Origin of the sequence: Streptomyces sp. NPDC001508 (genome assembly GCF_040298665.1) — a bacterium.
Taxonomy (GTDB): domain Bacteria; phylum Actinomycetota; class Actinomycetes; order Streptomycetales; family Streptomycetaceae; genus Streptomyces.
Window position 1 is genome coordinate 1 of record NZ_JBEPAP010000092.1, and the last position, 22,636, is coordinate 22,636.

At 71.1% G+C, this 22,636-nt stretch carries 22 protein-coding genes, 1 pseudogene and 1 riboswitch; of the genes and pseudogenes, 12 read left to right on the forward strand and 11 right to left on the reverse strand.

Translation table 11 applies throughout. The features are described 5' to 3' along the window. Positions 1-290: 290 nt before the first annotated feature. Genes ABT245_RS42640 through ABT245_RS42650 form a run of 3 tightly spaced genes read left to right on the forward strand, consistent with a single transcriptional unit; the run spans position 291 to position 1,915 of the window. Complete coding sequence (locus ABT245_RS42640) at positions 291-533, forward strand: hypothetical protein (protein ID WP_351745635.1); 243 nt, start codon at positions 291-293, stop codon at positions 531-533. Positions 534-538: 5 nt separating this feature from the next. Next, a complete protein-coding gene (locus ABT245_RS42645) occupies positions 539-1,054 on the forward strand; it encodes a DUF6879 family protein (protein ID WP_351745568.1) in 516 nt (171 codons plus the stop codon). Between the two features lie 12 nt (positions 1,055-1,066). After that, entirely contained in the window at positions 1,067-1,915 is an 849-nt protein-coding gene (locus ABT245_RS42650; protein ID WP_351745570.1) for a helix-turn-helix domain-containing protein, read from the forward strand. Between the two features lie 721 nt (positions 1,916-2,636). Here the strand turns inward: ABT245_RS42650 and ABT245_RS46370 are convergent. Next, positions 2,637-3,092, reverse strand: a complete 456-nt coding sequence (locus ABT245_RS46370; protein ID WP_502982311.1) for an SCO4848 family membrane protein — start codon at positions 3,090-3,092, stop codon at positions 2,637-2,639. A gap of 91 nt (positions 3,093-3,183) precedes the next feature. Between ABT245_RS46370 and ABT245_RS42660 the strand changes: the two genes are divergently transcribed. Further along, a complete protein-coding gene (locus ABT245_RS42660) occupies positions 3,184-4,503 on the forward strand; it encodes a D-alanyl-D-alanine carboxypeptidase family protein (protein ID WP_351745572.1) in 1,320 nt (439 codons plus the stop codon). On the opposite strand, the gene ABT245_RS42665 is transcribed toward ABT245_RS42660, so the two are convergent. The 4 genes from ABT245_RS42665 to ABT245_RS42680 are packed head-to-tail and all read right to left on the reverse strand — an operon-like array spanning position 4,448 to position 7,254. Beyond that, on the reverse strand, positions 4,448-5,359 hold the full coding sequence (locus ABT245_RS42665) for a YihY/virulence factor BrkB family protein (protein ID WP_351745575.1): 912 nt from the start codon (positions 5,357-5,359) through the stop codon (positions 4,448-4,450). The two genes, ABT245_RS42660 and ABT245_RS42665, sit on opposite strands and share 56 nt — an antisense overlap. After that, positions 5,347-5,772 carry a GtrA family protein gene (locus ABT245_RS42670; protein WP_351745578.1) on the reverse strand — a complete coding sequence of 142 codons (426 nt, stop codon included), beginning with the start codon at positions 5,770-5,772 and terminating at the stop codon, positions 5,347-5,349. Before ABT245_RS42670 ends, ABT245_RS42665 begins: the two co-directional genes overlap by 13 nt. Further along, complete coding sequence (locus ABT245_RS42675) at positions 5,769-6,761, reverse strand: decaprenyl-phosphate phosphoribosyltransferase (RefSeq protein ID WP_502982312.1); 993 nt, start codon at positions 6,759-6,761, stop codon at positions 5,769-5,771. Before ABT245_RS42675 ends, ABT245_RS42670 begins: the two co-directional genes overlap by 4 nt. After that, entirely contained in the window at positions 6,754-7,254 is a 501-nt protein-coding gene (locus tag ABT245_RS42680) for a phosphatase PAP2 family protein (RefSeq protein WP_351745581.1), read from the reverse strand. The genes ABT245_RS42675 and ABT245_RS42680 overlap by 8 nt, the downstream gene beginning before the upstream one ends. A 133-nt stretch (positions 7,255-7,387) precedes the next feature. Here ABT245_RS42680 and dprE1 point away from each other — a divergent pair, with 133 nt between their 5' ends. Together dprE1 and dprE2 are read left to right on the forward strand one after the other, a co-directional pair. Further along, positions 7,388-8,743, forward strand: coding sequence for a decaprenylphosphoryl-beta-D-ribose oxidase (gene dprE1 / locus ABT245_RS42685; RefSeq protein WP_351745584.1), 1,356 nt, complete (start codon positions 7,388-7,390; stop codon positions 8,741-8,743). A 26-nt stretch (positions 8,744-8,769) separates the two neighbouring features. Continuing rightward, complete coding sequence (dprE2, locus tag ABT245_RS42690; protein WP_351745586.1) at positions 8,770-9,525, forward strand: decaprenylphospho-beta-D-erythro-pentofuranosid-2-ulose 2-reductase; 756 nt, start codon at positions 8,770-8,772, stop codon at positions 9,523-9,525. Positions 9,526-9,661: 136 nt separating this feature from the next. On the opposite strand, the gene ABT245_RS42695 is transcribed toward dprE2, so the two are convergent. Together ABT245_RS42695 and trpS are read right to left on the reverse strand one after the other, a co-directional pair. Next, positions 9,662-10,240, reverse strand: coding sequence for a 2'-5' RNA ligase family protein (locus ABT245_RS42695; protein WP_351745589.1), 579 nt, complete (start codon positions 10,238-10,240; stop codon positions 9,662-9,664). Positions 10,241-10,388: 148 nt separating this feature from the next. Beyond that, positions 10,389-11,402: a tryptophan--tRNA ligase gene (gene trpS, locus ABT245_RS42700; protein WP_351745592.1), complete on the reverse strand. Its 1,014-nt coding sequence runs from the start codon at positions 11,400-11,402 to the stop codon at positions 10,389-10,391. A gap of 130 nt (positions 11,403-11,532) precedes the next feature. Between trpS and ABT245_RS42705 the strand changes: the two are divergent. Next, a pseudogene (locus tag ABT245_RS42705) lies at positions 11,533-11,877 on the forward strand (RNA polymerase sigma factor); the annotation flags it as partial. Positions 11,878-12,152: 275 nt separating this feature from the next. On the opposite strand, the gene ABT245_RS42710 reads toward ABT245_RS42705, so the two are convergent. Continuing rightward, a complete protein-coding gene (locus ABT245_RS42710; protein ID WP_351745595.1) occupies positions 12,153-13,622 on the reverse strand; it encodes a glycine hydroxymethyltransferase in 1,470 nt (489 codons plus the stop codon). Between the two features lie 33 nt (positions 13,623-13,655). Then, positions 13,656-13,744: riboswitch (ZMP/ZTP riboswitch) on the reverse strand. A gap of 129 nt (positions 13,745-13,873) precedes the next feature. Here ABT245_RS42710 and rocD point away from each other — a divergent pair. Both rocD and ABT245_RS42720 read left to right on the forward strand, forming a co-directional pair. Next, on the forward strand, positions 13,874-15,079 hold the full coding sequence (gene rocD / locus ABT245_RS42715) for an ornithine--oxo-acid transaminase (RefSeq protein WP_351745598.1): 1,206 nt from the start codon (positions 13,874-13,876) through the stop codon (positions 15,077-15,079). Between the two features lie 412 nt (positions 15,080-15,491). Further along, positions 15,492-16,331 carry a hypothetical protein gene (locus ABT245_RS42720; protein WP_351745643.1) on the forward strand — a complete coding sequence of 280 codons (840 nt, stop codon included), beginning with the start codon at positions 15,492-15,494 and terminating at the stop codon, positions 16,329-16,331. A 312-nt stretch (positions 16,332-16,643) separates the two neighbouring features. Here the strand turns inward: ABT245_RS42720 and pdxR are convergent, their stop codons facing one another. After that, complete coding sequence (pdxR, locus tag ABT245_RS42725) at positions 16,644-18,050, reverse strand: MocR-like pyridoxine biosynthesis transcription factor PdxR (protein ID WP_351745600.1); 1,407 nt, start codon at positions 18,048-18,050, stop codon at positions 16,644-16,646. Between the two features lie 47 nt (positions 18,051-18,097). On the opposite strand from pdxR, the gene ABT245_RS42730 reads away from it, so the two are divergent. From ABT245_RS42730 to ABT245_RS42740, 3 genes are read left to right on the forward strand one after another with little or no spacing between them, the layout of a single operon-like run. Next, the gene (locus tag ABT245_RS42730) at positions 18,098-18,595 is read left to right on the forward strand and encodes a carboxymuconolactone decarboxylase family protein (protein WP_351745603.1); all 498 of its coding nucleotides are present in this window, start codon (positions 18,098-18,100) and stop codon (positions 18,593-18,595) included. Beyond that, positions 18,592-19,035 carry a carboxymuconolactone decarboxylase family protein gene (locus tag ABT245_RS42735; RefSeq protein WP_351745606.1) on the forward strand — a complete coding sequence of 148 codons (444 nt, stop codon included), beginning with the start codon at positions 18,592-18,594 and terminating at the stop codon, positions 19,033-19,035. The genes ABT245_RS42730 and ABT245_RS42735 overlap by 4 nt, the downstream gene beginning before the upstream one ends. After that, a complete protein-coding gene (locus tag ABT245_RS42740) occupies positions 19,032-19,769 on the forward strand; it encodes an isocitrate lyase/PEP mutase family protein (RefSeq protein ID WP_351745609.1) in 738 nt (245 codons plus the stop codon). The genes ABT245_RS42735 and ABT245_RS42740 overlap by 4 nt, the downstream gene beginning before the upstream one ends. Before the next feature lie 130 nt (positions 19,770-19,899). Here the strand turns inward: ABT245_RS42740 and ABT245_RS42745 are convergent, their stop codons facing one another. Both ABT245_RS42745 and ABT245_RS42750 read right to left on the reverse strand, forming a co-directional pair. Beyond that, entirely contained in the window at positions 19,900-20,889 is a 990-nt protein-coding gene (locus tag ABT245_RS42745; protein WP_351745612.1) for a malate dehydrogenase, read from the reverse strand. 406 nt (positions 20,890-21,295) lie between these two features. Beyond that, on the reverse strand, positions 21,296-22,513 hold the full coding sequence (locus ABT245_RS42750; RefSeq protein WP_351745615.1) for a helix-turn-helix domain-containing protein: 1,218 nt from the start codon (positions 22,511-22,513) through the stop codon (positions 21,296-21,298). Between the last annotated feature and the right edge of the window lie 123 nt (positions 22,514-22,636).

The following is a 22,636-nucleotide window of genomic DNA, read 5'->3' on the forward strand; positions in this document are numbered from 1 at the left end:
AGGACCTTCGACAAGCCCTATCGTCCCAGCTCAGAGGCACTCCTCGCTTATTTGATCAACACTCGGACGGTCCCCCTCGTGAAAGCCCGAGGCTAACCCGTACCTCGATGCCGACCCGAGCGAATGAACAAGCCCCGACCCCGGGATGCCCTGGGGTCGGGGCTATTCGTGTGTTCTGATGGTTCGTCAGACCGGGTCAAGTGTCGTGCGGACACGCCCTCTTGACGTGATCAGTCAGGGGGGTGATGGTCGTGCAATCGGACGCAATCGCATCGACGGAAGGGCACGGCATGCGGCTACGGTTCCTGGGGATCATCCCGAACACGCCTGACACGGACTCGCCAACCATCTGGCTGGACGAGGAGACGGGGGACCTGTTGATCCAGTCGTACAAGGCCACCGAGGAGGAGGTGAAGGCGTGTCAGGAAATTGGCTCAATTCCGGATCACTCCACAGACGTGCCGGATCACGAGACGATCATCAGGCTTCCGAAGATCATGCTTCAGTACATCCCCCGCTCTGACAGCGAGTAGCAACGATGACGAACCCTGTACTTGAGGGTCTGGCAAAAGCCCAGCATTCAGCCGTGCACCTGGAAATGCGCGACGCCTATCAACCGAACGACCCCGAGTTCATCGCGTGGCAGAACGGGAAGCGCCTCGATCCTGCCGCCGACCGCTCGACTTGGTGGCGCCCGTTTCTGGACGTCGTGACCGAGACGACAGCGCGCGGAGTCGTTATGCGCCGTGCCCGTATCGTCTCGGAACCCGTAACGGACTACATCAAGTATGAGTACGACGTGACGTTCCCGAACGTTGCGGCTGGTGAGTTGGTCCGCTGGCTTCCGCGACGCAAGGCAGGAGATATCGCGCTACCGGGCACTGACCTATGGATGTTCGACAACTCAACGGTGCTGTTCACCTACTTCTCGGGAATTGGTGAGGTAGTAGACCGCGAATGGCGCTCTGAGCCCGCCGTCGTGGCGCTGGTGAGTGCGGCATTCGAAACGGTCTGGGAACGGGCCACGCCTCACGAGGAGTACAAGCCGGTCTAGCCGGTCCGCGCCATGGCTGTATCAGGATCATCAAGCGTTCAAGCAGCCCGGAAAGTCCTTGCCGATCGCCTGCGGGAGATTTGCAGGGACGCCGGGTTGGACGGTAAGCGGCTCGCGGAGGCGTGCGGATGGCACCCGGCCAAGGTGTCCCGGATCTCGACCGCGAAAACGTCGCCCTCTGCCGACGATATCCGGGCATGGTGCCGTGCCTGTGGCGCAGAGGAGCAGACAGAGGACCTGATTGCCTCTCTGCGGGCCGTTGAAGGCATGTGGGTGGAATGGCGCCGAATGGAGCGCGCGGGGCTTCGGCAGGCTCAGGAAGCGCGCTTGCCTCTGTACGAGCGAACGCGCTGGTTTCGGTCCTATTCGCCGGGGCTTGTCCCTGGGTTGATCCAGACGTACGGCTATACCGAGGACGTATTGCGTGCTGTGCAGCGACGGCGGGTAAAGGTCGATGACGTGGCGGATGCTGTCGCAGCGCGAATGGAGCGTCAGCGTGTGCTCTACGAAGGGAACCGCCGTTTCGCGTTCCTGATTGAGGAGTCCGTTCTACGAAATGCGCTCGGTGAGCCAGATACGCAGGTTGAGCAACTTGACCATCTGCTCTCGGTCGCTGCGCTGCCCAACGTCAGTCTGGGTGTGGTGCGCACAATGGTTGGCCGGTCGCGAATGCCGGTTGAGGGATTCTGGATCTTCGATACGGCACAGGTGAATGTCGAGTTGATCTCGGGATACCTCACGCTCACGCAGCCCAGCGAGGTGACCATGTACGCCGACACGTTCGCCACGCTGGCCGAGGTTGCCGTGTACGGCGTGAAGGCTCGCGCCCTGATCACAGCAGCCATGGAGTCCCTCGGCTGATCGGCGTGCAATCTCGTGCAATCGGCTGTGAGTTGAGGTTCCAACGTTCCTAGCGTGGTTGGCATCGGACCACGCGAGGGGACGGCGGGCATGAGCACCAGGACTACAGACACCGACGCGCGGCAGGGCGAATACACGACCTACGCGCCCAAGGGCGAGACCTGCCCTGATTGCAAGAATCTGATCAAGCCCCTTGAAGTGTGCCGACGGGTTGAGCGCGAGCAAGCCTCACGTAGTCCGGTTGTGCGTTACCGGCACGTGGAGTGCCCGGCATGACTGCCCCGGCAAGACGCGTCAGCGCCCGTGTGCAGGCTTTACCGGACCCGGAGTTGGTCAGCCTCATAGATGACCCGCTAGGCCCGTACGCGGACTCTCCGGAAGGCTGGTGGACACAGTACGGCGGAGCACTCGACACCCGCTCTGGTGTCGTCTACATGCCTCGCACCGCTGACTGTCCCCTGCACCCCGAATGCACACGCTGTGAGTCGAGGCGGTCACGTGTTTCTCGTTGATTTGAGGACGCCCCGCTTAGGTCCCGTCGACCCGGACACCTGCCCTACGTGCGCCCTACTGCGTGACTCCCTCAAGGCGGTGCTACATGGGGGATCGAGCCAGGCCGCAAGGGCTGTGGTCTACGCCATGCACGCGCACACGTTCCACGGTCACCCCGACGACCCCCGCAACAAGACCCCGGCGCGCTGAGAGACGGCCCATGTGAGGCTCAGCGCGTCGGCTGCCCCGTCTGTACGTCGTCCCCCGTGGCGTCCAGGCGGGGTTCTTTCATGTGCGCGCGAACGCCCCGGAAACCGATCACGCCAACGGCAGTGCCTAGGATGAATGACGTGATAGCCAGCGCAAGGTGGACCCAGAAGTACGCGGTAGGACTGCCGTCCTCGAATGCGAGTCCACTTGCGTCCTTGACCAAGTTCTTGACGAAGGTCACCCAGATCACCCAAGACCAGGCGCCGAAGGCAAGCAGGAACCAGGAGACACGGCGGCTGAGCTTCATGGGGTGGAGTCCTCTGCTGGGGGATCGTGCCCTGTCAGTATCCGACTGGCTGCCCTGCGCTCTCACAGCGGGGGTAATGGTTAGTTGTGTATGGATCGCGATCCAGATGACCCAGCTCCACACCCCGAAGGCGAGCAGGAACCAGGACAGCGGGCGGCTGAGCTTCATACGCCCAGTATCGCCGCCGGCTGTCCGGATCCCTGCCCGGGGTGGGACGGGCGGCGGGACTTCACGGCCCGCGACAGGTACGTTCTCGACCGTGCCCGCATCCAATAAGATCGCCAGACGATCCCTTCTGGCCGGTTCTGCCACATTCTTGACTGCTTCCCTTGCGACATCCCTCGCGGCCTCTCTCGTGACCTTCCTCGCGGCGCCGGCCGCCCTGGCGGCCCCGCGCCCGTCGGCCACACCCCCGGCGCAGATGTCGACGGTCGGCGGCGCCCGCCTCGGCCAGGCCGGTACCCAGGTCGACCTGGGTGCCGGCGGGCCCGTGCTGCCCAAGGGACTGACCGCGCGCTCCTGGATCGTCGCCGACGCCGAGTCCGGCGACGTGCTCGCCGCCCACAACGCACACTGGCATCTGCCCCCGGCGAGCACGCTGAAGATGCTGTTCGCGGACACCGTGCTGCCGAGGTTCCCCAAGTCGACCGAGCACAAGGTGGCACCCTCCGACCTGGCGGGCGTCGGCGCAGGCTCCAGCGTGGTCCCGGTACATGAAGGCGAGACCTACACGATCCGCGACCTGTGGCTCGGCGTCTTCCTGCGTTCTGGCAACGACGCCGTGCACGTCCTGTCCGCGATGAACGGCGGCGTCGAGCAGACCGTCAAGGACATGCAGGCGCACGCCGAGGAGTTGCAGGCCCTCGACACCCAGGTGGTCAGCCCCGACGGCTACGACGCGCCGGAACAGGTCTCCTCGGCGTACGACCTGACGTTGTTCGCCCGCTCCGGGCTGCAGAAGAAGGACTTCCGGGAGTACTGCTCCACGGTCCGGGTGAAATTCCCGGGCGAGACCAAGAAGGTCAAGGGCAAGAAGGTCCGCGGGACCTTCGAGATCCAGAACACCAACCGGCTGCTGAGCGGCGACACCGACGTTTCGGTGTACGACGGGATCGCGGGCGTGAAGAACGGCAACACCACCAAGGCGGGCGCCACCTTCACCGGCGTCGCGGAACGCGGCGGCAGGGTGCTGCTGGTCACCGTCATGAACCCGCAGAAGAACGAGCACAACGAGGTCTACAAGGAGACCGCGAAGCTCTTCGACTGGGGTTTCGCGGCGGCCGGCAAGGTACGGCCGGTGGGCGAACTGGTGCCGCCGAGGAGCGCGGCACCGGCCGACGGGCAGCCGGGCGCCACGGCGTCCGCCGCGGAGGCGGGCGGTGGCACCGCGGGGGGCGCGGCCGACGGCGGGCCCTCGGCGAAGCCGGCCGACGCCTCCGCCACGGGCGGTTCGACCGGAGTGGGCATCGCGCTGGCCATCACCGGCGGGCTGCTGGTGCTGCTGTCCGGCGGGGTGTTCCTGATCAATCGCCGCTGGCCGCTGCCGGATCTGGTGCGCCGTCGGGCGCCCCGTCCGTGACCGGTCCTTCCTTGCTCTGCGTCGCCGTCCAGGCGGCGCAGAACAGCACCAGTTTCGCGGTGAAGTTGATCCACAGCAGCAGGGCCACGGGCACGCCGAAGGCCCCGTACATGCTCTTCGTGGCGACGCCCTGGATATAGCCGCTGAGCAGCAGCTTGAGGAGTTCGAAGCCGACCGCGCCGATCAGCGCGGCCACCACCAGGCGGCGGCGCGGCGGATCGACCCCGGGCAGCAGGGTGAGGACGTAGAGCAGCAGCAGGAAGTCGGCGAGCACGGCGACGGCGAACGCGGCGACACGCAGCAGCAGACTGCCCCAGCTCGCCCGGTCCAGGCCCAACTCGTCGGAGATCCAGCCGACCAGGGCGGAGGCCACCGTCGAGATGACGATGGTGGCGAGCACCGCGCCGCCGAGGCCGACGAGGACGCCCGCGTCGACGGCCTTGCGCACGATCGGGTTGCCCGCGCTGTCCGGCCGCTCCCACACCGCCCGCAGACAGTCGCGCATCTGGCCGACCCAGCCGATGCCGGTGAACAGCAGGACCGCACCGGCGATGAGTCCGACGGTGCCCGCGTTCTGCACCAGGGCGTGGATGTCCAACTGGGCCGAGATTCCGGGGACCTGCTCGGCCAGCTTCTTCTGGAGCTGCTGCTGCTGCGCCGTGCTCAGGGTGGCGGCGGCGATCGCGGCGGCCACCGTCAGCAGCGGGAACAGCGAGATGAAGCTGATGAACGTCATCGCCGCCGCCAGCCGCGTCCACTTCACCCGGTCCAGGCGCTCGTACGCCTGCCACGCGTGCGTGGCCATGAGCCACGTGACGAGCGGTCCGATTCCGGGGAGCCTCTTCAGCCAGTCCATGATCCGACTCTGCCCTCGGCGGGGAACACCAATGTCCGGGTACCCCAGAAACGCAGGACCGTGGCGAGGGCCATGCCGATTCCGGCGCCGGAGACGGTGTCGGCGCACTGCGAGGTGAGTCCGAGGCCGTAGTGGCTGACGACGATGCACAGGAGCTGGACGAGCGCGCCGGCGAGGTTCACGGCGACGAAGACGGCGTACGGACGCAGGCCCCTGGGCTGCGCGTGGCGGTAGGTGCCGCGCGCGTTGCCCACGTAGGCGACCGTGCAGCCCGCGACGAAGGACACGGTCTTCGCGGTGACCGGATCGAGTCCTGCGGGGCCCCGCAGGTAGCTGAAGACGGCCAGGTCGGTGGCGTAGGCGAGGAGCCCGGCGGCGGCGAAGCCGAGGAGTTCGCGTCGGACGACGCTCACCAGTTCGCCACCGCGAGCCCGTACATGGCGAGCCAGGCCAGTCCGATCAGGGCCAGCGCCCGGTCGCGCAGGACGACGTCCTCGGGCTCGCCCGCGGTGCCGCGGTCGGCGAAGACGGCGTAGCGGAGGATCGCGAGGATGAAGGCGACCATCGACAGCTGCCGCCAGGGCAGCACGCCCGCGTGCGGCGTACCGCCCTCCTCCAGGGCCCACATGCAGTACGCGAGGACGGCGGCCCCCGCGGCCAGCTGCCAGACGAAACGGAGGTAGCCGGTGGTGTACTCGGTGAGCAACGCGCGCGTGGCGCCCGGTTTCCCGGCCATCTGGAGGGCTTCGGAGTAGCGCTTGGCCGACACCATGAACAGCGCCCCGAACCCGGTGGTGATCAGGAACCAGCGGGACAGCGGGATGCCGAGAGCGACCCCGCCGATCATCGCCCGCATCACGAAGCCGGTGGTGACGACGGCGAGATCGGCGACCAGGACGTGCTTGAGGCTGACGCAGTACGCCAGTTGCATGGCGGCATAGGCCGCCAGGAGGGCCGCGGTGAGGGGTGAGGTCAGCCAGGCAGCGGCGGCCGGCGCGAGCACGGCCAGGGCGGCTCCCACGGCGTACGCGACGGGTACCGGGACCTGTCCCGCGGCGACCGGGCGGCGGCACTTGGTCGGGTGGGCCCGGTCGGCCTCGGCGTCACGGGCGTCGTTGATCAGGTAGACGGCGGCGGCGCAGGCGGTGAACAGCACGAAGACGAGGGACACCTGGGTGAGCGCATGCCGGGAGAAGAGCTGCCCGGCGGCGGCCGGGGCGGCGGCGACGAGGCTGTTCTTGACCCACTGCTTGGGGCGGGTGGTCCTCAGCAGGCCGCCCAGGAGAGTGCCCAGGAGGGCGCCCTTGAGCGGGCGCGCGGACGGCACGGGGGGCCTGCGGCGCTCCGGCAGCGTGGCTTCCCCGGCGTGCACGCCGTCCGTGAGGGGCGCGGTCTCAGTCACGGCCGCCCCCTGTCATCCAGCGCGCCCCAAGTCGTGCCGCGAGCGCCCCCAGGACCGCGCCCGCGGCGACGTCGGAGGGGTAGTGGACGCCCACCACCAGGCGGGACAGGCACATGGCGGCGGCCAAGGGCGGCAGTCCGTACGCGCCCAGCGCCCCGAACGCCACCGCGGCGGCCGTCGCGGAGGCGGCGTGCGAACTCGGGAAGGAGTACCGGCCGACGGTGCGCACAAGGGGCTCGATATGCCCCGGGCGCCCCCGGCGCACGAGGCGTTTGACGCCCGAACTGGTGAGGTGCGCGCCCGCGACGAGCGCCGTGCCGCGCAGCCAGGAGCCGCGCCGTGCGCCGTCCGCGGCGGCTCCGACGAGGCCCGCCGCGAGCCACAGCGCGCCGTGCTCACCGGCCAGGGACAGGCCGCGTGCGGCGGACGCGACGCGCGGATCGGCACCGCAGGCGCGGAGTGCAGAAAGGATCCGGTGGTCCATGTCGTCCATGTGGACTCACTGTTCACGCCCGCACCGCCAGAACTACGGCAATATTGAGCGACATCCCATTAATCACCCATTTCGGGGAAGGATGGGATGTTTCTAAATTAATCGCCCACATAGGGACGATACGGTCTCCGGCATGTCTGGAGCCATGGTTTCCGTCACCGGGTGGGGCCGCACCGCCCCCACCTCCGCCCGGCTGGTACGTCCGCGGACGTACGAGGATGCCGTGTCCGCCGTCCGCAGCTGCGGGGTACGCGGCGGCATCGCGCGGGGACTGGGCCGGGCCTACGGGGACGCGGCGCAGAACGCCGGCGGTGCCGTGCTCGACATGACCGGCCTCGACCGCATCCACGCCATCGACGCCGACGGCGGCACCGTGCTGTGCGACGCGGGTGTCTCCCTGCACCGGCTGATGGAGGTGCTGCTGCCGCTCGGCTGGTTCGTGCCGGTGACGCCCGGCACCCGCCAGGTGACGGTCGGCGGGGCGATCGGCGCCGACATCCACGGCAAGAACCACCATGTCTCCGGCTCCTTCTCACGCCATGTGCTCGCGCTGGAACTGCTCACCGCCGACGGCGAGATCCGCGCGGTCGGCCGCGGCACCCCCCTGTTCGACGCGACCACCGGCGGAATGGGCCTGACCGGGGTGATCCTGACCGCCACCGTGCGGCTGCTGCCGGTGGAGACCTCGTACATGTCCGTCGACACCGAGCGCGCCACCGACCTGGACGATCTGATGGCCCGCCTGACGGCCACCGACCACCGCTACCGCTACTCGGTCGCCTGGATCGATCTGCTGGCCCGGGGCGCGGCCACCGGCCGCGCCGTGCTCACCCGCGGCGACCACGCACCCGTGGAGGCGCTGCGCGAGGGCACGCGCGCGTGGCGGCGCCCGCTGTCCTTCCGCCCCCGGCAGTTCCCGCCCGCCCCGCCCTTCGTCCCGGACGGCCTGCTCAGCCGGACCGGCGTGGGGCTGTTCAACGAGATCTGGTACCGCAGGGCGCCACGCGCGCGTACCGGCGAACTCCAGCGGATCCCCGCCTTCTTCCACCCCCTGGACGGCGTGCCGCACTGGAACCGGATCTACGGCCGCGGCGGATTCGTCCAGTACCAGTTCGTCGTCGGACACGGCCAGGAGGACGCCCTGCACCGGATCGTGCGCCGCATCTCCGCGCGCCGGTTCCCGTCCTTCCTGGCCGTACTCAAGCGCTTCGGCGAGGCGGACCCCGGCTGGCTCTCCTTCCCGGTGCCCGGCTGGACGCTCGCCCTGGACATCCCGGCGAACCTGCCCCGGCTCGGCGCCTTCCTCGACGAGCTGGACGAGGAGGTCGCCGCCGCCGGCGGACGCGTCTACCTCGCCAAGGACTCCCGGCTGCGGCCGGATCTGCTCGCCCCGATGTACCCCCGGCTCGCCGACTTCCGGGCGCTGCGCGCGGAACTGGACCCGCGCGGGGTGTTCGTCTCGGACCTAGCCCGCCGCCTGGACCTCTGAGAAGCCCCAACCTCCAAGGAGCTGTCGTGAAGGACGCCTTCGGCCTCCCCCAGTCCCTGCTCGTCCTCGGCGGTACGTCGGACATCGCGCTGGCCACCGCGCGCCGGCTGATCGCCCGCCGCACCCGCACCGTATGGCTCGCCGGCCGCCCGTCGCCCGACCTGGACAAGGCCGCCGATGAGCTGCGCGCCCTGGGCGCGGACGCCCGCACCGTCGCCTTCGACGCGCTCGAACCCGAGTCGCACGAGGCGGTGCTCGGCAAGGTCTTCTCGGAGGGCGACGTCGACATGGTGCTGCTCGCCTTCGGGATCCTCGGCGACCAGGCGCACGACGAGCGGGCACCGGTGAGCGCGGTCCGGGTCGCGCAGACCAACTACACGGGCGCGGTCTCGGCGGGCCTGGTGGCGGCCGCCGCGCTCCAGACGCAGGGCCACGGCTCCCTGGTGGTCCTGTCCTCGGTCGCCGGCGAGCGGGCCCGCCGCTCCAACTTCATCTACGGCTCCAGCAAGGCCGGCCTGGACGCCTTCGCCCAGGGCCTCGGCGACGCCCTGTACGGCACCGGCGTGCACGTCATGGTCGTACGTCCCGGATTCGTACGGTCCCGGATGACGGCCGGCCTCGACGAGGCGCCCCTGGCGACCACACCGGAAGCCGTGGCCACGGCCATCGAACTGGGCCTGCGCCGCCGCGCGGAAACGATCTGGGTCCCGGGCCGGCTCCGCCTCATCATGACAGCCCTGCGCCACACCCCCCGCCCCTTGTTCCGCCGCCTACCGCTCTAGAGCCCCGTCGGCTGCGCCGGCTTGGCTGTGGCTGGGGTTTCTTTTCGGCTGCGGCCGTGGTGGGGCCGGGCTTTGAGGTCGTCGGTCGGGTGCGGGACCGTGGGGGCTCGGCGCGCCCCGCGCCCCTTGCGGGAGGTCACTGCCGGACGACGGTCCCCCACGCCGCATGCCCCGCCTGCGGCGGCACCACCGCACCCCCGAAGGTGAACTCCCGCAGCTTCCGCCACACACCGTCCGCCCCCTGCTCGTAGAGCGCGAACCCGGTGCACGGCCACTCCGCCTCGAACCCGGCCAGCTCCCGGAACGCCCGGTCCATCGCCGCGTCCTCGATGCCGTGCGCCACGGTGACGTGCGGGTGGTAAGGGAACTGGAGTTCGCGGGCCAGCGGACCTGACCCGGCGCGGACCCGTTTCTGCAGCCAGGAGCAGATCTCCGCGCCCTGGACGACCTGGACGTAGACCACCGGCGACAGCGGCCGGAAGGTGCCCGTGCCGGACAGCCGCATCGGGAACGGCCGGCCGGCCGCGGCGACCTGCGCCAGATGCGCCTCGACGGCCGGCACCGCGAAGTCGTCCACCTCTGTCGGCGGCAGCAGCGTGACATGCGTGGGGATGCCGTGAGCCGCGGCGTCGCCGAAGCCCGCGCGCCGCTCCTGGAGCAGGCTGCCGTGAGGCTCCGGGACCGCGATCGACACGCCGATCGTTACGGTCCCCACGTCGTCTCCTGTCGTCGTCTCGGCTGGGCTGCCGGATTCGTACTCAGCCGTCCGGCTATCGACTGTACGGCCATGGCTGTGCCGTGGGCAGGCGCAGCCGAAGTGATGTGCGGCGCTCTGCCCGACGGCCCGTGTGCGGTGGTGCGCCTCAGTGCTTCGCGGGCAGAAAGCCCACCCGGTCGTAGGCGCGGGCCAGGGTCTCCGCGGCGACGGCGCGCGCCTTCTCCGCGCCCTTGGCGAGGATCGAGTCGAGCGTCTCGGGGTCGTCCAGATACTGCTGGGTGCGCTCCCTGAACGGCGTCACGAACTCCACCATGACCTCGGCGAGGTCGGTCTTGAGCGCCCCGTACCCCTTGCCCTCGTACTTCGCCTCCAGCTCGGCCACGCCGGCGCCGGTGAGCGTCGAGTAGATCGTGAGCAGATTGCTCACACCCGGCTTGTTCTCGACGTCGTAGCGGATGACCGTGTCGGTGTCGGTGACCGCGCTCCTGACCTTCTTGGCGGTGGCCTTGGGATCGTCGAGGAGGTTGATGAGGCCCTTCGGCGTGGAGGCCGACTTGCTCATCTTGACGGACGGTTCCTGAAGGTCGTAGATCTTCGCCGTCTCCTTCAGGATGTACGGCTTCGGCACGGTGAAGGTCTCCCCGAAGCGGCCGTTGAAACGCGTGGCGAGGTCACGGGTCAGCTCGACGTGCTGGCGCTGGTCCTCGCCGACCGGGACCTCGTTGGCCTGGTACAGCAGGATGTCGGCGACCTGAAGGATCGGGTAGGTGAACAGGCCGACGGAGGCGCGGTCGGCACCGTGCCTGGCGGACTTGTCCTTGAACTGGGTCATGCGGGAGGCCTCGCCGAAACCGGTGAGGCAGTTCATGACCCATGCGAGCTGGGCGTGCTCGGGGACGTGGCTCTGGACGAAGAGCGTGCAGCGCTCCGGGTCGAGGCCGGCCGCGAGGAGCTGGGCGGCGGCGAGCCGGGTGTTCGCGCGCAGCTCCTTCGGGTCCTGCGGGACCGTGATCGCGTGCAGGTCGACGACCATGTAGAACGCGTCGTGGGACTCCTGCAGGGCCACCCACTGCCGAACGGCGCCGAGGTAGTTGCCGAGGTGGAACGAGCCTGCGGTGGGCTGGATCCCGGAGAGCACGCGGGGACTGTCTGAAGCCATGTTCACCATTCTCTCAGGTGTCGTGACCCGCTCCCGAACCGATCGGAAACGGCTGGGAACCGATGCGTCTCCGGCGGTGCATCAAGAGCGTGAGGACGCGGGAGGGGGCCGCATCGTCGATGAGGCCGCGGTGATCGCACGCGTACGCGCCGAAGAGCCGGAGGCGTACGCGGAGCTGGTGCGGGCCCATACGGGCATCGCGCTGCGGGCGGCGGCACTCGGCGCGGGAACGGACGCGGAGGGCGTGGTGCGGCAGGCCTTCGTCAAGGCGTACTGCGCGCCGGGCCGCTTCGAGGACGGCGCGGCGTTCAGGCCCTGGCTGCGGTCGATCGTCGCCGATGAGACGAGGAACACAGTGCGGACGGCGGCGCGGCAGCGCACGCTCGCCGGCCGGGAGGCCGCCTTCGTGGAGGCCGAGCCGCTGATACCGGAAACGGCGGATCCGGCGGTCGCCGCGCTCCGCCCACAGCGCCGTGCGCCCTCCTGACCGGCCTGGGCGATACCGGGCGCGGCGGCCGGTGCTGTTCTCGCACGGGTACTGCGGTCCCTGACGCCACGGTGGCCACGGTGGCACGGACCCGGGCCGGTCGTCGGCACCGGCTTCCTGACGCCGCCGCGCGGCGGCCCGGCGCGCCGGGCCGGACCGCCGTGGGAGGAACCACGAAGGGAACTGATCGATCCCCGGGCGTCAGGAGACTCCCGACCGGGTGCGGGGACTCCCGGTCCCGGGTGCTCGGTGCGGGGTGGGGGTCAGCCGAGGTCGACCTGCGGGTACAGCGGGAAACCGGCCACGAGGTCGGAGGCGCGGTGCGAGATCTCGTCCGCGATCTTCGGGTCGAGGATGTGCTGGGCCTTGGACGGGGTGCCCTTGCTCGTGGTACCGGGCTCGGCGGTGGTCAGGACGCGGTCGATGAGGCCGGCGACCTCGTCCATCTCGGCGGTGCCCAGGCCACGCGTGGTCAGGGCCGGGGTACCGACGCGGATGCCGGAGGTGTACCAGGCGCCGTTGGGGTCGGCCGGGATCGCGTTGCGGTTGGTGACGATGCCGGACTCCAGCAGTGCGGCCTCGGCCTGGCGGCCGGTGAGGCCGTAGGAGGCGGCGACGTCGATCAGGTTGAGATGGTTGTCGGTGCCGCCGGTGACCAGGGTGGCGCCCCGGCTCATCAGGCCCTCCGCCAGCGCCCGGGAGTTGTCGACGATCCGCTGGGCGTAGTCCTGGAAGGAGGGCCGGCGGGCCTCGGCGAGGGCCACGGCCTTGGCCGCCATGACATGCGGCAGGGGGCCGCCGAGCACCATCGGGCAGCCGCGGTCGACCTGGTCCTTGAGGGAGTCGTCGCACAGGACCATGCCGCCGCGGGGCCCGCGCAGCGACTTGTGCGTGGTGGTGGTGACGATCTGGGCGTGCGGGACCGGATCGAAGTCTCCGGTGAGAACCTTGCCGGCGACGAGACCGGCGAAGTGGGCCATGTCCACCATGAGCGTGGCGCCGACCTCGTCGGCGATCTCCCGCATGATCCGGAAGTTCACGAGACGGGGGTAGGCGGAGTAACCGGCGACGATGATCAGCGGCTTGAACTCACGGGCGGAGGCGCGCAGGGCCTCGTAGTCGATGAGGCCGGTGCCCGGGTCGGTGCCGTAGGAACGCTGGTCGAACATCTTGCCGGAGATGTTCGGGCGGAAGCCGTGGGTGAGGTGGCCACCGGCGTCCAGGGACATGCCGAGCATGCGCTGGTTGCCGAAGGACTGGCGGAGTTCGGCCCAGTCCGCCTCGGAGAGGTCGTTGACCTGGCGGGCGCCGGCCTTCTCCAGGGCGGGCGCCTCGACGCGCTGGGCGAGAACGGCCCAGAAGGCGACGAGATTGGCGTCGATGCCGGAGTGCGGCTGGACATAGGCGTGACGGGCGCCGAACAGTTCCCTGGCGTGCTCAGCGGCGATCGACTCCACGGTGTCGACATTGCGGCAGCCGGCGTAGAAGCGGCGGCCGATGGTGCCCTCGGCGTACTTGTCGCTGAGCCAGTTGCCCATCGCGAGGAGGGTGGCCGGGGAGGCGTAGTTCTCCGAGGCGATCAGCTTGAGCATCTCGCGCTGGTCGGCGACCTCCTGGCCGATGGCGTCGGCCACGCGCGGTTCGACGGCACGGATGACGTCGAGGGCGGCACGGAAGGCGGTGGACTCGGCGGAGAGAGACGAGGAGAGGGGGGACAGGGGCTGCTCTGGCATGGGGACCTCCGGACGGCGTATGTACAGCGTTCACGGCTCGGCCCAGGCGCACGGCACTCGCACTGGCCGGGCCGCTCCCCGATGGTCCATCCCATCCCAGCGCGCCAGTCACGGCCCGCCGGTCAGCCTACCGGGCGCATCGGACGGGCACGCGCGGCGGTGGTCGCATGTTGCTGACGCCTCCGGGTCCGGCCCGGGAGCGAGGATGGGAGAGGGGGACGAACCCGACACTCTGGCCCACTGGAGTTCCCGTGAACGCTACGGAGAGGCTCATCGCCGCCGCCGACGCCCACAGCGCGCACACCTACCACCCGCTGCCGGTGGTCGTGGCCACTGCGGACGGGGCCTGGATGACGGATGTCGAGGGCCGGCGCTACCTCGATCTGCTCGCCGGCTACTCCGCGCTGAACTTCGGGCACGGTCACCCGCGGCTGGTGGCGGCGGCCAAGGCGCAGCTGGACCGGGTGACGCTGACCTCGCGGGCGTTCCACCACGACCGGTTCGCCGCGTTCTGCACCGAGCTGGCCGAGCTGTGCGGCATGGAGCTGGTGCTGCCGATGAACACCGGCGTGGAGGCGGTGGAGACCGCGGTGAAGACGGCCCGCAAGTGGGGCTACCGGGTGAAGGGGGTGCCCGCGGAGATGGCGAAGATCGTGGTCGCGGGGGGCAACTTCCATGGCCGTACGACGACGGTCATCAGCTTCTCCACGGAACCGGAGGCACGGGCGGACTTCGGGCCGTACACACCGGGCTTCGAGATCGTGCCGTACGGGGACCTGACCGCGATGCGGGCGGCGCTCACCGAGAACACGGTAGGGGTGCTGCTGGAGCCGATCCAGGGCGAGGCGGGGGTGATCGTGCCGCCGGCCGGTTATCTGCCGGCGGTGCGGGAGCTGACCCGGGAGCGGAACGTGCTGTTCATCGCGGATGAGATCCAGTCGGGGCTGGGCCGGACCGGGCGGACCTTCGCCTGCGAGCACGAGGGGGTGGTGCCGGATGTGTATCTGCTGGGGAAGGCGCTGGGCGGCGGGATCGTGCCGGTGTCCGCGGTGGTGTCGGGCGCGGAGGTGCTCGGGGTGTTCCGGCCGGGTCAGCACGGGTCGACGTTCGGCGGTAATCCGCTGGCCTGCGCGGTGGCGCTGGAAGTGATCGCGATGCTGCGGTCGGGCGAGTACCAGGGGCGCGCGGCGGAGCTGGGCGAGCATCTGCACCGTGAGCTGGGCGCGCTGCTCGGCACCGGCGCGGTGACGGCGGTGCGCGGACGCGGGCTGTGGGCGGGGGTCGATGTGGCGCCTGCGCTCGGCACGGGACGGCAGGTCTCGGAACGGCTCATGGACCGCGGCGTGCTGGTGAAGGACGCGCACGGCCCGACGGTCCGGGTCGCGCCGCCGCTGGTGATCGAGAAGGAGGATCTGGACTGGGGGCTCGATCAGTTGCGATCGGTCGTGGCCCGCTAGCCGCCCGAGGCCGAGGTCCGGTCCGAGGCGAAAGTCCGGTCCGAGGCGAGAGTCCGGTCCGAGGCGAGAGTCCGGTCCGAGGGGAGATTCCGGTCCGAGGTGAGATTCCGGTCCGAGGTGAGAATCCAGTCCGAGGTGAGAATCCAGTCCGAGGCGGGAGTGCGGTCGGAGGCGAAAGTTCGGAGAGAGGCGGGAGTCCGGTCCGAGGCGAGAATCCAGTCCGAGGCGAGAGTCCGGTCCGAGGCGAGAGTCCGGTCCGAGGCGAGAGTCCGGAGAGAGGCGAGAGTCCGGAGAGAGGCGGGAGTCCGGTCCGAGGCGGGAGTCCGGTCGGAGGCGAGAGTCCGGTGAGAGGCGGGCTGGGATCAGGCCCCGGATCTCCCGGCTCGCCTACAGTCGCTTCGTGCTCTTCGGAATGGTGTGCGCCCTGGGCGCGGCGGTCTGTTTCGGGACGGCGACCGTGTTGCAGGCGATGGCCGCGCGCCGGGCCGCGGGCGCCGGTGAGGGCGGGGACGCGGCGCTGTTGCTGCGGGCGCTGCGGCAGTGGCGGTACCTGGTCGGTCTGGGGCTTGACGGTCTCGGGTTCGTGCTGCAGATCGCGGCGCTGCGGTCCGTCCCGATCTATGCGGTCGGCGCGGCGCTGGCGTCGAGTCTGGCGGTCACCGCGGTGGTCGCGGCGCGACTGCTGCGGGTGCGGCTGAGCGGGGCGGAGTGGGGCGCGGTTGCGGTGGTGTGCGCCGGGCTGGCGATGCTGGGGCTGGCCTCCGGGGCGGAGGGCCACCGGGACGGCTCGGCGGCGTTGAGGTACGCGACGTTGGCGGCGGCCGTGGCGGTGTTGCTGCTGGGGGCGGTCGGCGGGCGGTTGCGGGGGCGGGGCCGGGCGCTGTCGCTCGGGCTGGGGGCGGGTTTCGGGTTCGGGGTGGTGGAGGTGGCGGTGCGGCTGATCGACGATCTGGCGCCGGCGGCCCTGTTCGCCGATCCGGCCGCCTATGCCCTGCTGCTCGGCGGGGTGGCCGCCTTCTTGCTGCTCACCTCGGCCCTCCAGCGCGGCTCGGTGACCACGGCCACCGCCGGGATGGTGATCGGCGAGACGATCGGTCCGGCGGCGGTGGGCGTGGTGTGGCTCGGCGACCGCACCCGCGAGGGCCTGACCTGGCTGGCGGTACTCGGCTTCGCGGTGGCAGTCACCGGCGCCCTGACCCTGGCCCGCTTCGGAGAGGCCCCCGTACCGGAAACCCACCCAACAGGCGCCTAGCACATCCCTCGGCCCCGTACCCGCTCCCCCAAGTTCTCGGCTTCGACCAGGAACCGCATGGCGCAAGGCCCGCCCGGCGGAAATCGGCGGCAGGGTGATGGCAAGGCCCGGTTGTTCGGGCCCCGAACGGTGCGACCACGGACCCCCCGGAAGCTCCCCCGACAGAGGCCCAGCGCAATTCACCCGTCCCCCGCCCCGCGACACTCGCCGCACCCGCCATCAATCCGCCGCACCTGCCCCACCTGCCGCACAGGACGACGTCCGTCACATCAGCCACGTCAGCCACCTCGATCGTGCGGCGCGGGCCGCAGGTCAGGGCAGGACGCGGCACAGGGCGTCGAGGGCTGCTGTCCAGGCGTGGTCCGGTGGGGTTCCGTAGCCGACGACCAGGGCGTCCAGGGGCGCGGTCACGGAGTGTTCGTGGCGGTAGGTGGTCAGGCCGTGCAGGGCCAGTCCCTGCCAGGCGGCGGCCTGGAGCACCGACTTCTCGGTGCCGTGCGGCAGGCCCAGCACGGCGTGCAGCCCGGCCGCGATGCCGGTGACCCGGACCTCGGGGGCGCGGGCGGCGAGGGCCGCGACGAGGGCGTCGCGACGGCGCCGGTAGCGCAGCCGGGCGGAGCGCACATGGCGGTCGTAGGCGCCGGAGATGAGGAACTCGGCCAGGGTGAGCTGGTCCAGCACCCCGCAGCTGTCGCTGTGGCCCTTGGCGGCGGTGCACTCGTCGACGAGGGACGGCGGCAGCACCATCCAGCCGAGCCGCAGGCCGGGGGCGAGGGACTTGCTGGCGGTGCCGAGGTGCACGACATGGTCGGGGGCAAGTCCCTGGAGCGCGCCGACGGGCTGGCGGTCGTAGCGGAACTCGCCGTCGTAGTCGTCCTCCAGGACCAGGCCGCCGGTGCGCCGCGCCCAGTCCACCGCGGCGGCCCGCCGGTCGGGGTGCAGGGCCGTGCCCATCGGGAACTGGTGGGCGGGCGTGAGCAGCACGGCGCCCGTGTCCGCGAGGGCGCGGGTGTCGGTGCCCAGGTCGTCGTACGGCAGCGGGCGTGTGGCCAGGCGGGCGGCGGCCAGCAGGTCCCAGTGGACGAACAGGCCGTAGGACTCGACGGCGACCGTGCGGACGCCGCGGGAGCGCAGCACCGTGGTGAGGATCTTCAGGCCGTGCGCGAACCCTGCGCACACCAGGATGTTCTCGGGGTCGGCGCGGACGCCGCGGGCGCGGGCGAGGTAGCCGGCGAGGGCGGTGCGCAGTTCGGGCCGGCCGCGGGGGTCGCCGTAGCCGAGGGCGTCGTTGGGGGCGGTGGTCAGGGCGCGGCGGGCGGCCTTGAGCCATGCGGTGCGCGGGAAGGCGGACAGGTCGGGGGTGCCGGGGGTCAGATTGTGGGTGGGCCGGTCGACGGCGCGGCGGCGGGGCGCCCGGCCGGCCGCCGGGAGGGCCGCGCCGGCCGGGGAGGCCATCCCCGTGGCCACCCGGGTGCCCGAGCCCTGGCGGGCGGTGAGCCAGCCCTCGGCGACCAGGTCGGCGTAGGCGTCGGCGACGGTGTTGCGGGCGATGCCGAGGTCGGCGGCGAGGCTGCGGGAGGAGGGCAGCCGGGTGCCGGGGGCGAGCCGGCCGGTGCGGACGGCGTCCCGCAGCGCGTCGGTGAGGCCGCGCCGCAGGCCCTGCGAGCCGGTCGGCTCCAGATGCAGGTCGATGCCCAAAGTGGCCCAGGATTCCGCCATGGAAATGGACCATACTCCTGGGCTGCCCGGCTTCTAGAGTCGAGGACATGACCGCACAGGAAAGCATTCAGTACGCACCCGTGATCGCACCCCGTCTGCGCATGGCCGAACTCGCCCCGGACGTGTACAAGGCGATGATCCGGCTGGACACCGCGGCCAAGCGGGGTCTGGACCCCAAGCTGTACGAGCTGGTGAAGATCCGGGCCTCGCAGATCAACCACTGTGCTTTCTGCCTCGACATGCACACCAAGGACGCCCTCGCGGCCGGGGAGAGCGTCGAGCGGATCGTGCAGCTGAGCGCGTGGGAGGAGTCGCGGCACTTCTACACGGAGAAGGAGCTGGCGGCGATCGAGCTGACCGAGGCGATCACGGTACTCACCGACGGCTTCGTGCCCGACGAGGTCTACGAGAAGGCCGCCAAGCTCTTCGAGGAGGCCGAGCTGGCGCAGCTGATCGCCGCGATCACGGTGATCAACGCCTGGAACCGGTTCGGGGTGGCCGCCCGGATGACGCCGGGCCACTACCAGCCGGGGCAGTACGCGTGAACCGTACGCGGGTGCTCGGCCCGGCGGTCGGCGCGGCCCTGTCCGCGCTGTCCGCCGCCGCCGAGCGGGGGCTGGGCGACCCGGCCCTCGCCGAGCTGGTCATGATCCGCTCCTCGCAGATCAACCACTGCGCGTTCTGCCTGGACATGCCTCTCGGGGCGGCCCGGCGTGGCGGCGAGTCCGAGGACCGGATCCAGTTGCTCAACGCCTGGGAGGAGGCCGAGGACCGCTTCGGCGAGCGGGAGCGGGCCGCTCTCGCGCTCACCGAGGCGGTGACCGTGCTCACGGAGGGCTTCGTGCCGGACGTGGTGTACGAGCGGGCCGCCAAGCACTTCGACGAGGCCGAACTCGCCCATCTGATCGCCTTGATCACGGCCATCAACAGCTGGAATCGTGTGATGGTCAGCCGCCGCGTCCCGCCCGGGGGGTATCAGCCGTGAGCAAGGTGCAGGTCTTCCGCGCGCTGCATCTGCGGCGCCCGCCGGGCGAACCGCTGGTCCTGCCTGGGCCGTGGGACGCGGGGAGCGCCCGGGTGCTGGAGGATGCCGGTTTCGCCGCGCTGGCCACACCCAGCGCGGCCGTCGCCGCGTCCCTCGGGTACGCGGACGGGTCGACCCCGGCGGACGAGATGTTCGCGGCGGTGGCCCGTATCGCCCGCGCGGTGCGGGTCCCGGTGTCGGCGGACGTCGAGGACGGCTACGGGCTCGCGCCGCGGGAGCTGGTGGAGCGGCTGCTGGAGGCGGGGGTCGTGGGCTGCAACCTTGAGGACTCCACCGGGGGCGTCCTCAGGGACCCGCAGGAGCAGGCGGACCGGCTCGCCGCGGTGCGTTCGGCCGCCGGTGACGAGCTGTTCGTCAACGCGCGCGTGGACACCTTCGTCCGCGGTGTCACGGATGCCGAGCCGGCCATCGCGCGGGCCGCGGCGTATGTCGCCGCGGGCGCCGACTGTGTGTATCCGATCGGCGTCCCGGCATCGATGGTGCCGCTGTTGCGGTCCGGGATCCAGGGACCGCTCAATGTGCTCGCGCGGCTCGACGGGCAGGGCCCCTCGCCCGCCGAGCTGGGCGAACTCGGGGCCACCCGGATCACGTTCGGCCCGGGTCTGCGGCGCGCGGCGGACGCGGCGCTGCGGCACACCGCAGGGGCACTCGTCACGACGCCCGGCCTGCCGTGACGCCGTTGGTCGAGGCCGCCGACCCCGCGCACCTGCACCAGCCCCGCCCCCGAACACGACGGCGGCCCGCACCACCCCGACGGGGTCGTACGGGCCGCCGTCATACGGGCCCCGGATATGCCGACGCCCGTCAGACGAGGCCGAGGGCGCGGACCGCCTCGCGCTCCTCCTGGAGTTCCTTGACGGAGGCGTCGATACGGGCGCGGGAGAAGTCGTTGATCTCCAGGCCCTGGACGATCTCGTAGCGGCCGTCCTTCGTGGTGACCGGGAAGGAGGAGATCAGGCCCTGGGGGACGCCGTAGGAACCGTCCGACGGGATGCCCATGGAGGCCCAGTCGCCCTCGGCGGTGCCGTTGACCCAGGTGTGGATGTGGTCGACGGCGGCGTTGGCGGCGGAGGCCGCGGAGGAGGCGCCCCGGGCCTCGATGATCGCGGCGCCGCGCTTGGCGACGGTCGGGATGAAGTCCTCGGCCAGCCACTTCTCGTCGCCCACGACCTCGGCGGCGTTCTTGCCGGCGACGGTGGCGTGGAAGATGTCCGGGTACTGGGTGGCGGAGTGGTTGCCCCAGATGGTCAGGCGCTTGATGTCGGCGACCGTCGAGCCCGTCTTCTTCGCGAGCTGGGTCAGCGCGCGGTTGTGGTCCAGGCGGGTCATCGCGGTGAAGCGTTCGGCCGGTACGTCCGGGGCGGCGGCCTGCGCGATGAGCGCGTTGGTGTTGGCCGGGTTGCCGACGACGAGGACCTTGATGTCGTCCGCGGCGTGGTCGTTGATGGCCTTGCCCTGCGGCTTGAAGATGCCGCCGTTGGCCTCCAGCAGGTCACCGCGCTCCATGCCCTTGGTGCGCGGCCGGGCGCCGACGAGGAGGGCGACGTTCGCGCCGTCGAAGGCCACGTTCGGGTCGTCCGTGATGTCGATGCCCTGGAGGAGCGGGAACGCGCAGTCGTCCAGCTCCATGGCCGTGCCCTCGGCCGCCTTCAGCGCGGGGGTGATCTCCAGGAGGCGCAGCTTGACCGGCACGTCCGCGCCGAGCAGTTGGCCGGAGGCGATGCGGAAGAGCAGGGCGTAACCGATCTGGCCGGCCGCGCCGGTGACGGTGACGTTCACGGGAGTGCGGGTCATGGCGTTCTCCGTATGACAGCTGGCGGTGGGGCGTCCCTGCCCCGGGGGTACGGGATCCCGCCCGGCTTGTGACCGGCGCCCGCCGCGATGATCGATCACGGTTCGGTTGATCGATCTCTTGGCGTCAAGAGAGATCCAGCGGTCAGGCTATCGCGCATCCGCTATCCCGGAATCGTCCGCCCCGTGTGGCCCACCCCACAGACCCCCGGAAGAGGCGGCCGCCCGTCCGGGAGAGCTGAGACAAGGGCGGCCGCCGCTCGGGGAGTCCGGAGCCCGGATCCCGTGGGGGTAACGGTTCGCGTGCCCCCGATGACGCGGACCATGCGCGCCCGACGGCGATTCTTCGCGGTGGGGGCGTCACCGGCCCGCGGATCCCCGGCGGGCGGGCTCACGACCCCCGCCGTCGCTACTGCGTGCAGCCCGTCCGGCCCGTGGACAGGGTCGCGCAGGCCTTGGCCTCCGTGGCGGTCTTCACGGCCACCATCGGCGTGTACGCGATGGTGTCGCCGGTCTCGGTGACCGCGCCGGTACGGCTGGTGGTGCCGGCCACGATGCGGACCTCGTCGCCCTGCGCGGCCCCGGTGATCCGTCCCCACGCCGTACCGCAGGTCTTGCTGTAGCGGACCTCGACGGTGGTGGGGCCGACGGCGGCGGTGTCGGCGGTGGTCACCAGGTCGCCGCTGCACCCCATGGCCTCGGCGTCCTTGCCCGTGCAACCGCTGCCCACGCACTTGACCCCGGGGGGCAGGTCGGCCGCGGTACTGGCGGACGGCGAGGGCGACTTGTCCGTGCCCTCGTTCTTCTTCTCGCCGCCGCCGTCGGTCAGGAAGTAGACGGCCGCGATGACGACGAGCACTCCGACGAGGCCCGCCAGGAACATGGCCGCCCGCCGTTTGCCGCCCGCTTCCCGGGAGGCGGGGCCGCCGGTGCCCGGCCCCTGCGGCGGCTGCCCGTACGGGCCCGGGGCGCCCTGGGCCCGGCCCGCACCGTTGGGGGATGCGGTGGCAGGGGACGCGCCGGGAGCGGAGGGGGCGGGGGAAGCCGGCGGCCGGGACGACGACGGCGTACGGCCGCCCGCCCGCGAGGGACCCTGGTACCCGGCCATTCCCCAGGAGTTGACGCCCGTTCCGGGAGCCCGCCCGGCCCCCTCGCGCGCGTCGGCGTCGGGCGCCGTCGGCTGGGGCGGGATCGTCGGGGACACGCCCGTGGGGCCCGCGACCCCCGGCGTCGCCGTCGCGCTGGTGCCCTTGCGGGCCGGGCCGCTCCCGCCCGGCTGAGGCCCGCCGAACTCCCCGAGCGCGGCGCGCGCCTGGGAGATGCGTATCGCCTCCATGGTCATGTCGTGCCGCATCTCCGAACGGCTCCAGGCGCGTTCGGCCAGCTCCCACATGGTGGTGAGGTGGAGGGGATTCGTGCCGGTGACCTCGGCGAGCGCGACGATCGCGCCCTTCGGGGCGAGGAGCCGTCCGTTGAGGTAACGCTCCCAGGACGTCTTGCTGTAGCCCGTGCGGTCGGCCAGCGCCGCGACGCTCAGCCCGCTGCGGTCCACGAGCCGCCGCAGCTGGCTCGCGAACTCCTTGATCTGCGGATCGAGTTCATCGGGCAAGGCTTTCCAGCGAGGCATGGGTTTCCCCCTCTTTCCCCCGGTCGGTGCTGTTGTGGTCCCGGTGTCTGCCCCGGGCTTCCCCCGCGTGGCACCCCGTCGCCAGTCCCCGTTCTGGCTACCCACAGGGATGCGTCCCCTAAG

Excerpts from the sequence above, each read along its gene's own strand:
- ABT245_RS42640 (WP_351745635.1), top strand. The coding sequence starts at position 291 with ATGCGGCTACGGTTCCTGGGGATCATCCCGAACACGCCTGACACGGAC.
- ABT245_RS42645 (WP_351745568.1), top strand. The coding sequence starts at position 539 with ATGACGAACCCTGTACTTGAGGGTCTGGCAAAAGCCCAGCATTCAGCC.
- ABT245_RS42650 (WP_351745570.1), top strand. The coding sequence starts at position 1,067 with ATGGCTGTATCAGGATCATCAAGCGTTCAAGCAGCCCGGAAAGTCCTT.
- ABT245_RS46370 (WP_502982311.1), bottom strand. The coding sequence starts at position 3,092 with ATGAAGCTCAGCCGCCCGCTGTCCTGGTTCCTGCTCGCCTTCGGGGTG.
- ABT245_RS42665 (WP_351745575.1), bottom strand. The coding sequence starts at position 5,359 with ATGGACTGGCTGAAGAGGCTCCCCGGAATCGGACCGCTCGTCACGTGG.
- ABT245_RS42680 (WP_351745581.1), bottom strand. The coding sequence starts at position 7,254 with ATGGACGACATGGACCACCGGATCCTTTCTGCACTCCGCGCCTGCGGT.
- dprE1 (WP_351745584.1), top strand. The coding sequence starts at position 7,388 with ATGTCTGGAGCCATGGTTTCCGTCACCGGGTGGGGCCGCACCGCCCCC.
- trpS (WP_351745592.1), bottom strand. The coding sequence starts at position 11,402 with ATGGCTTCAGACAGTCCCCGCGTGCTCTCCGGGATCCAGCCCACCGCA.
- ABT245_RS42710 (WP_351745595.1), bottom strand. The coding sequence starts at position 13,622 with ATGCCAGAGCAGCCCCTGTCCCCCCTCTCCTCGTCTCTCTCCGCCGAG.
- ABT245_RS42720 (WP_351745643.1), top strand. The coding sequence starts at position 15,492 with ATGGTGTGCGCCCTGGGCGCGGCGGTCTGTTTCGGGACGGCGACCGTG.
- pdxR (WP_351745600.1), bottom strand. The coding sequence starts at position 18,050 with ATGGCGGAATCCTGGGCCACTTTGGGCATCGACCTGCATCTGGAGCCG.
- ABT245_RS42730 (WP_351745603.1), top strand. The coding sequence starts at position 18,098 with ATGACCGCACAGGAAAGCATTCAGTACGCACCCGTGATCGCACCCCGT.
- ABT245_RS42745 (WP_351745612.1), bottom strand. The coding sequence starts at position 20,889 with ATGACCCGCACTCCCGTGAACGTCACCGTCACCGGCGCGGCCGGCCAG.
- ABT245_RS42750 (WP_351745615.1), bottom strand. The coding sequence starts at position 22,513 with ATGCCTCGCTGGAAAGCCTTGCCCGATGAACTCGATCCGCAGATCAAG.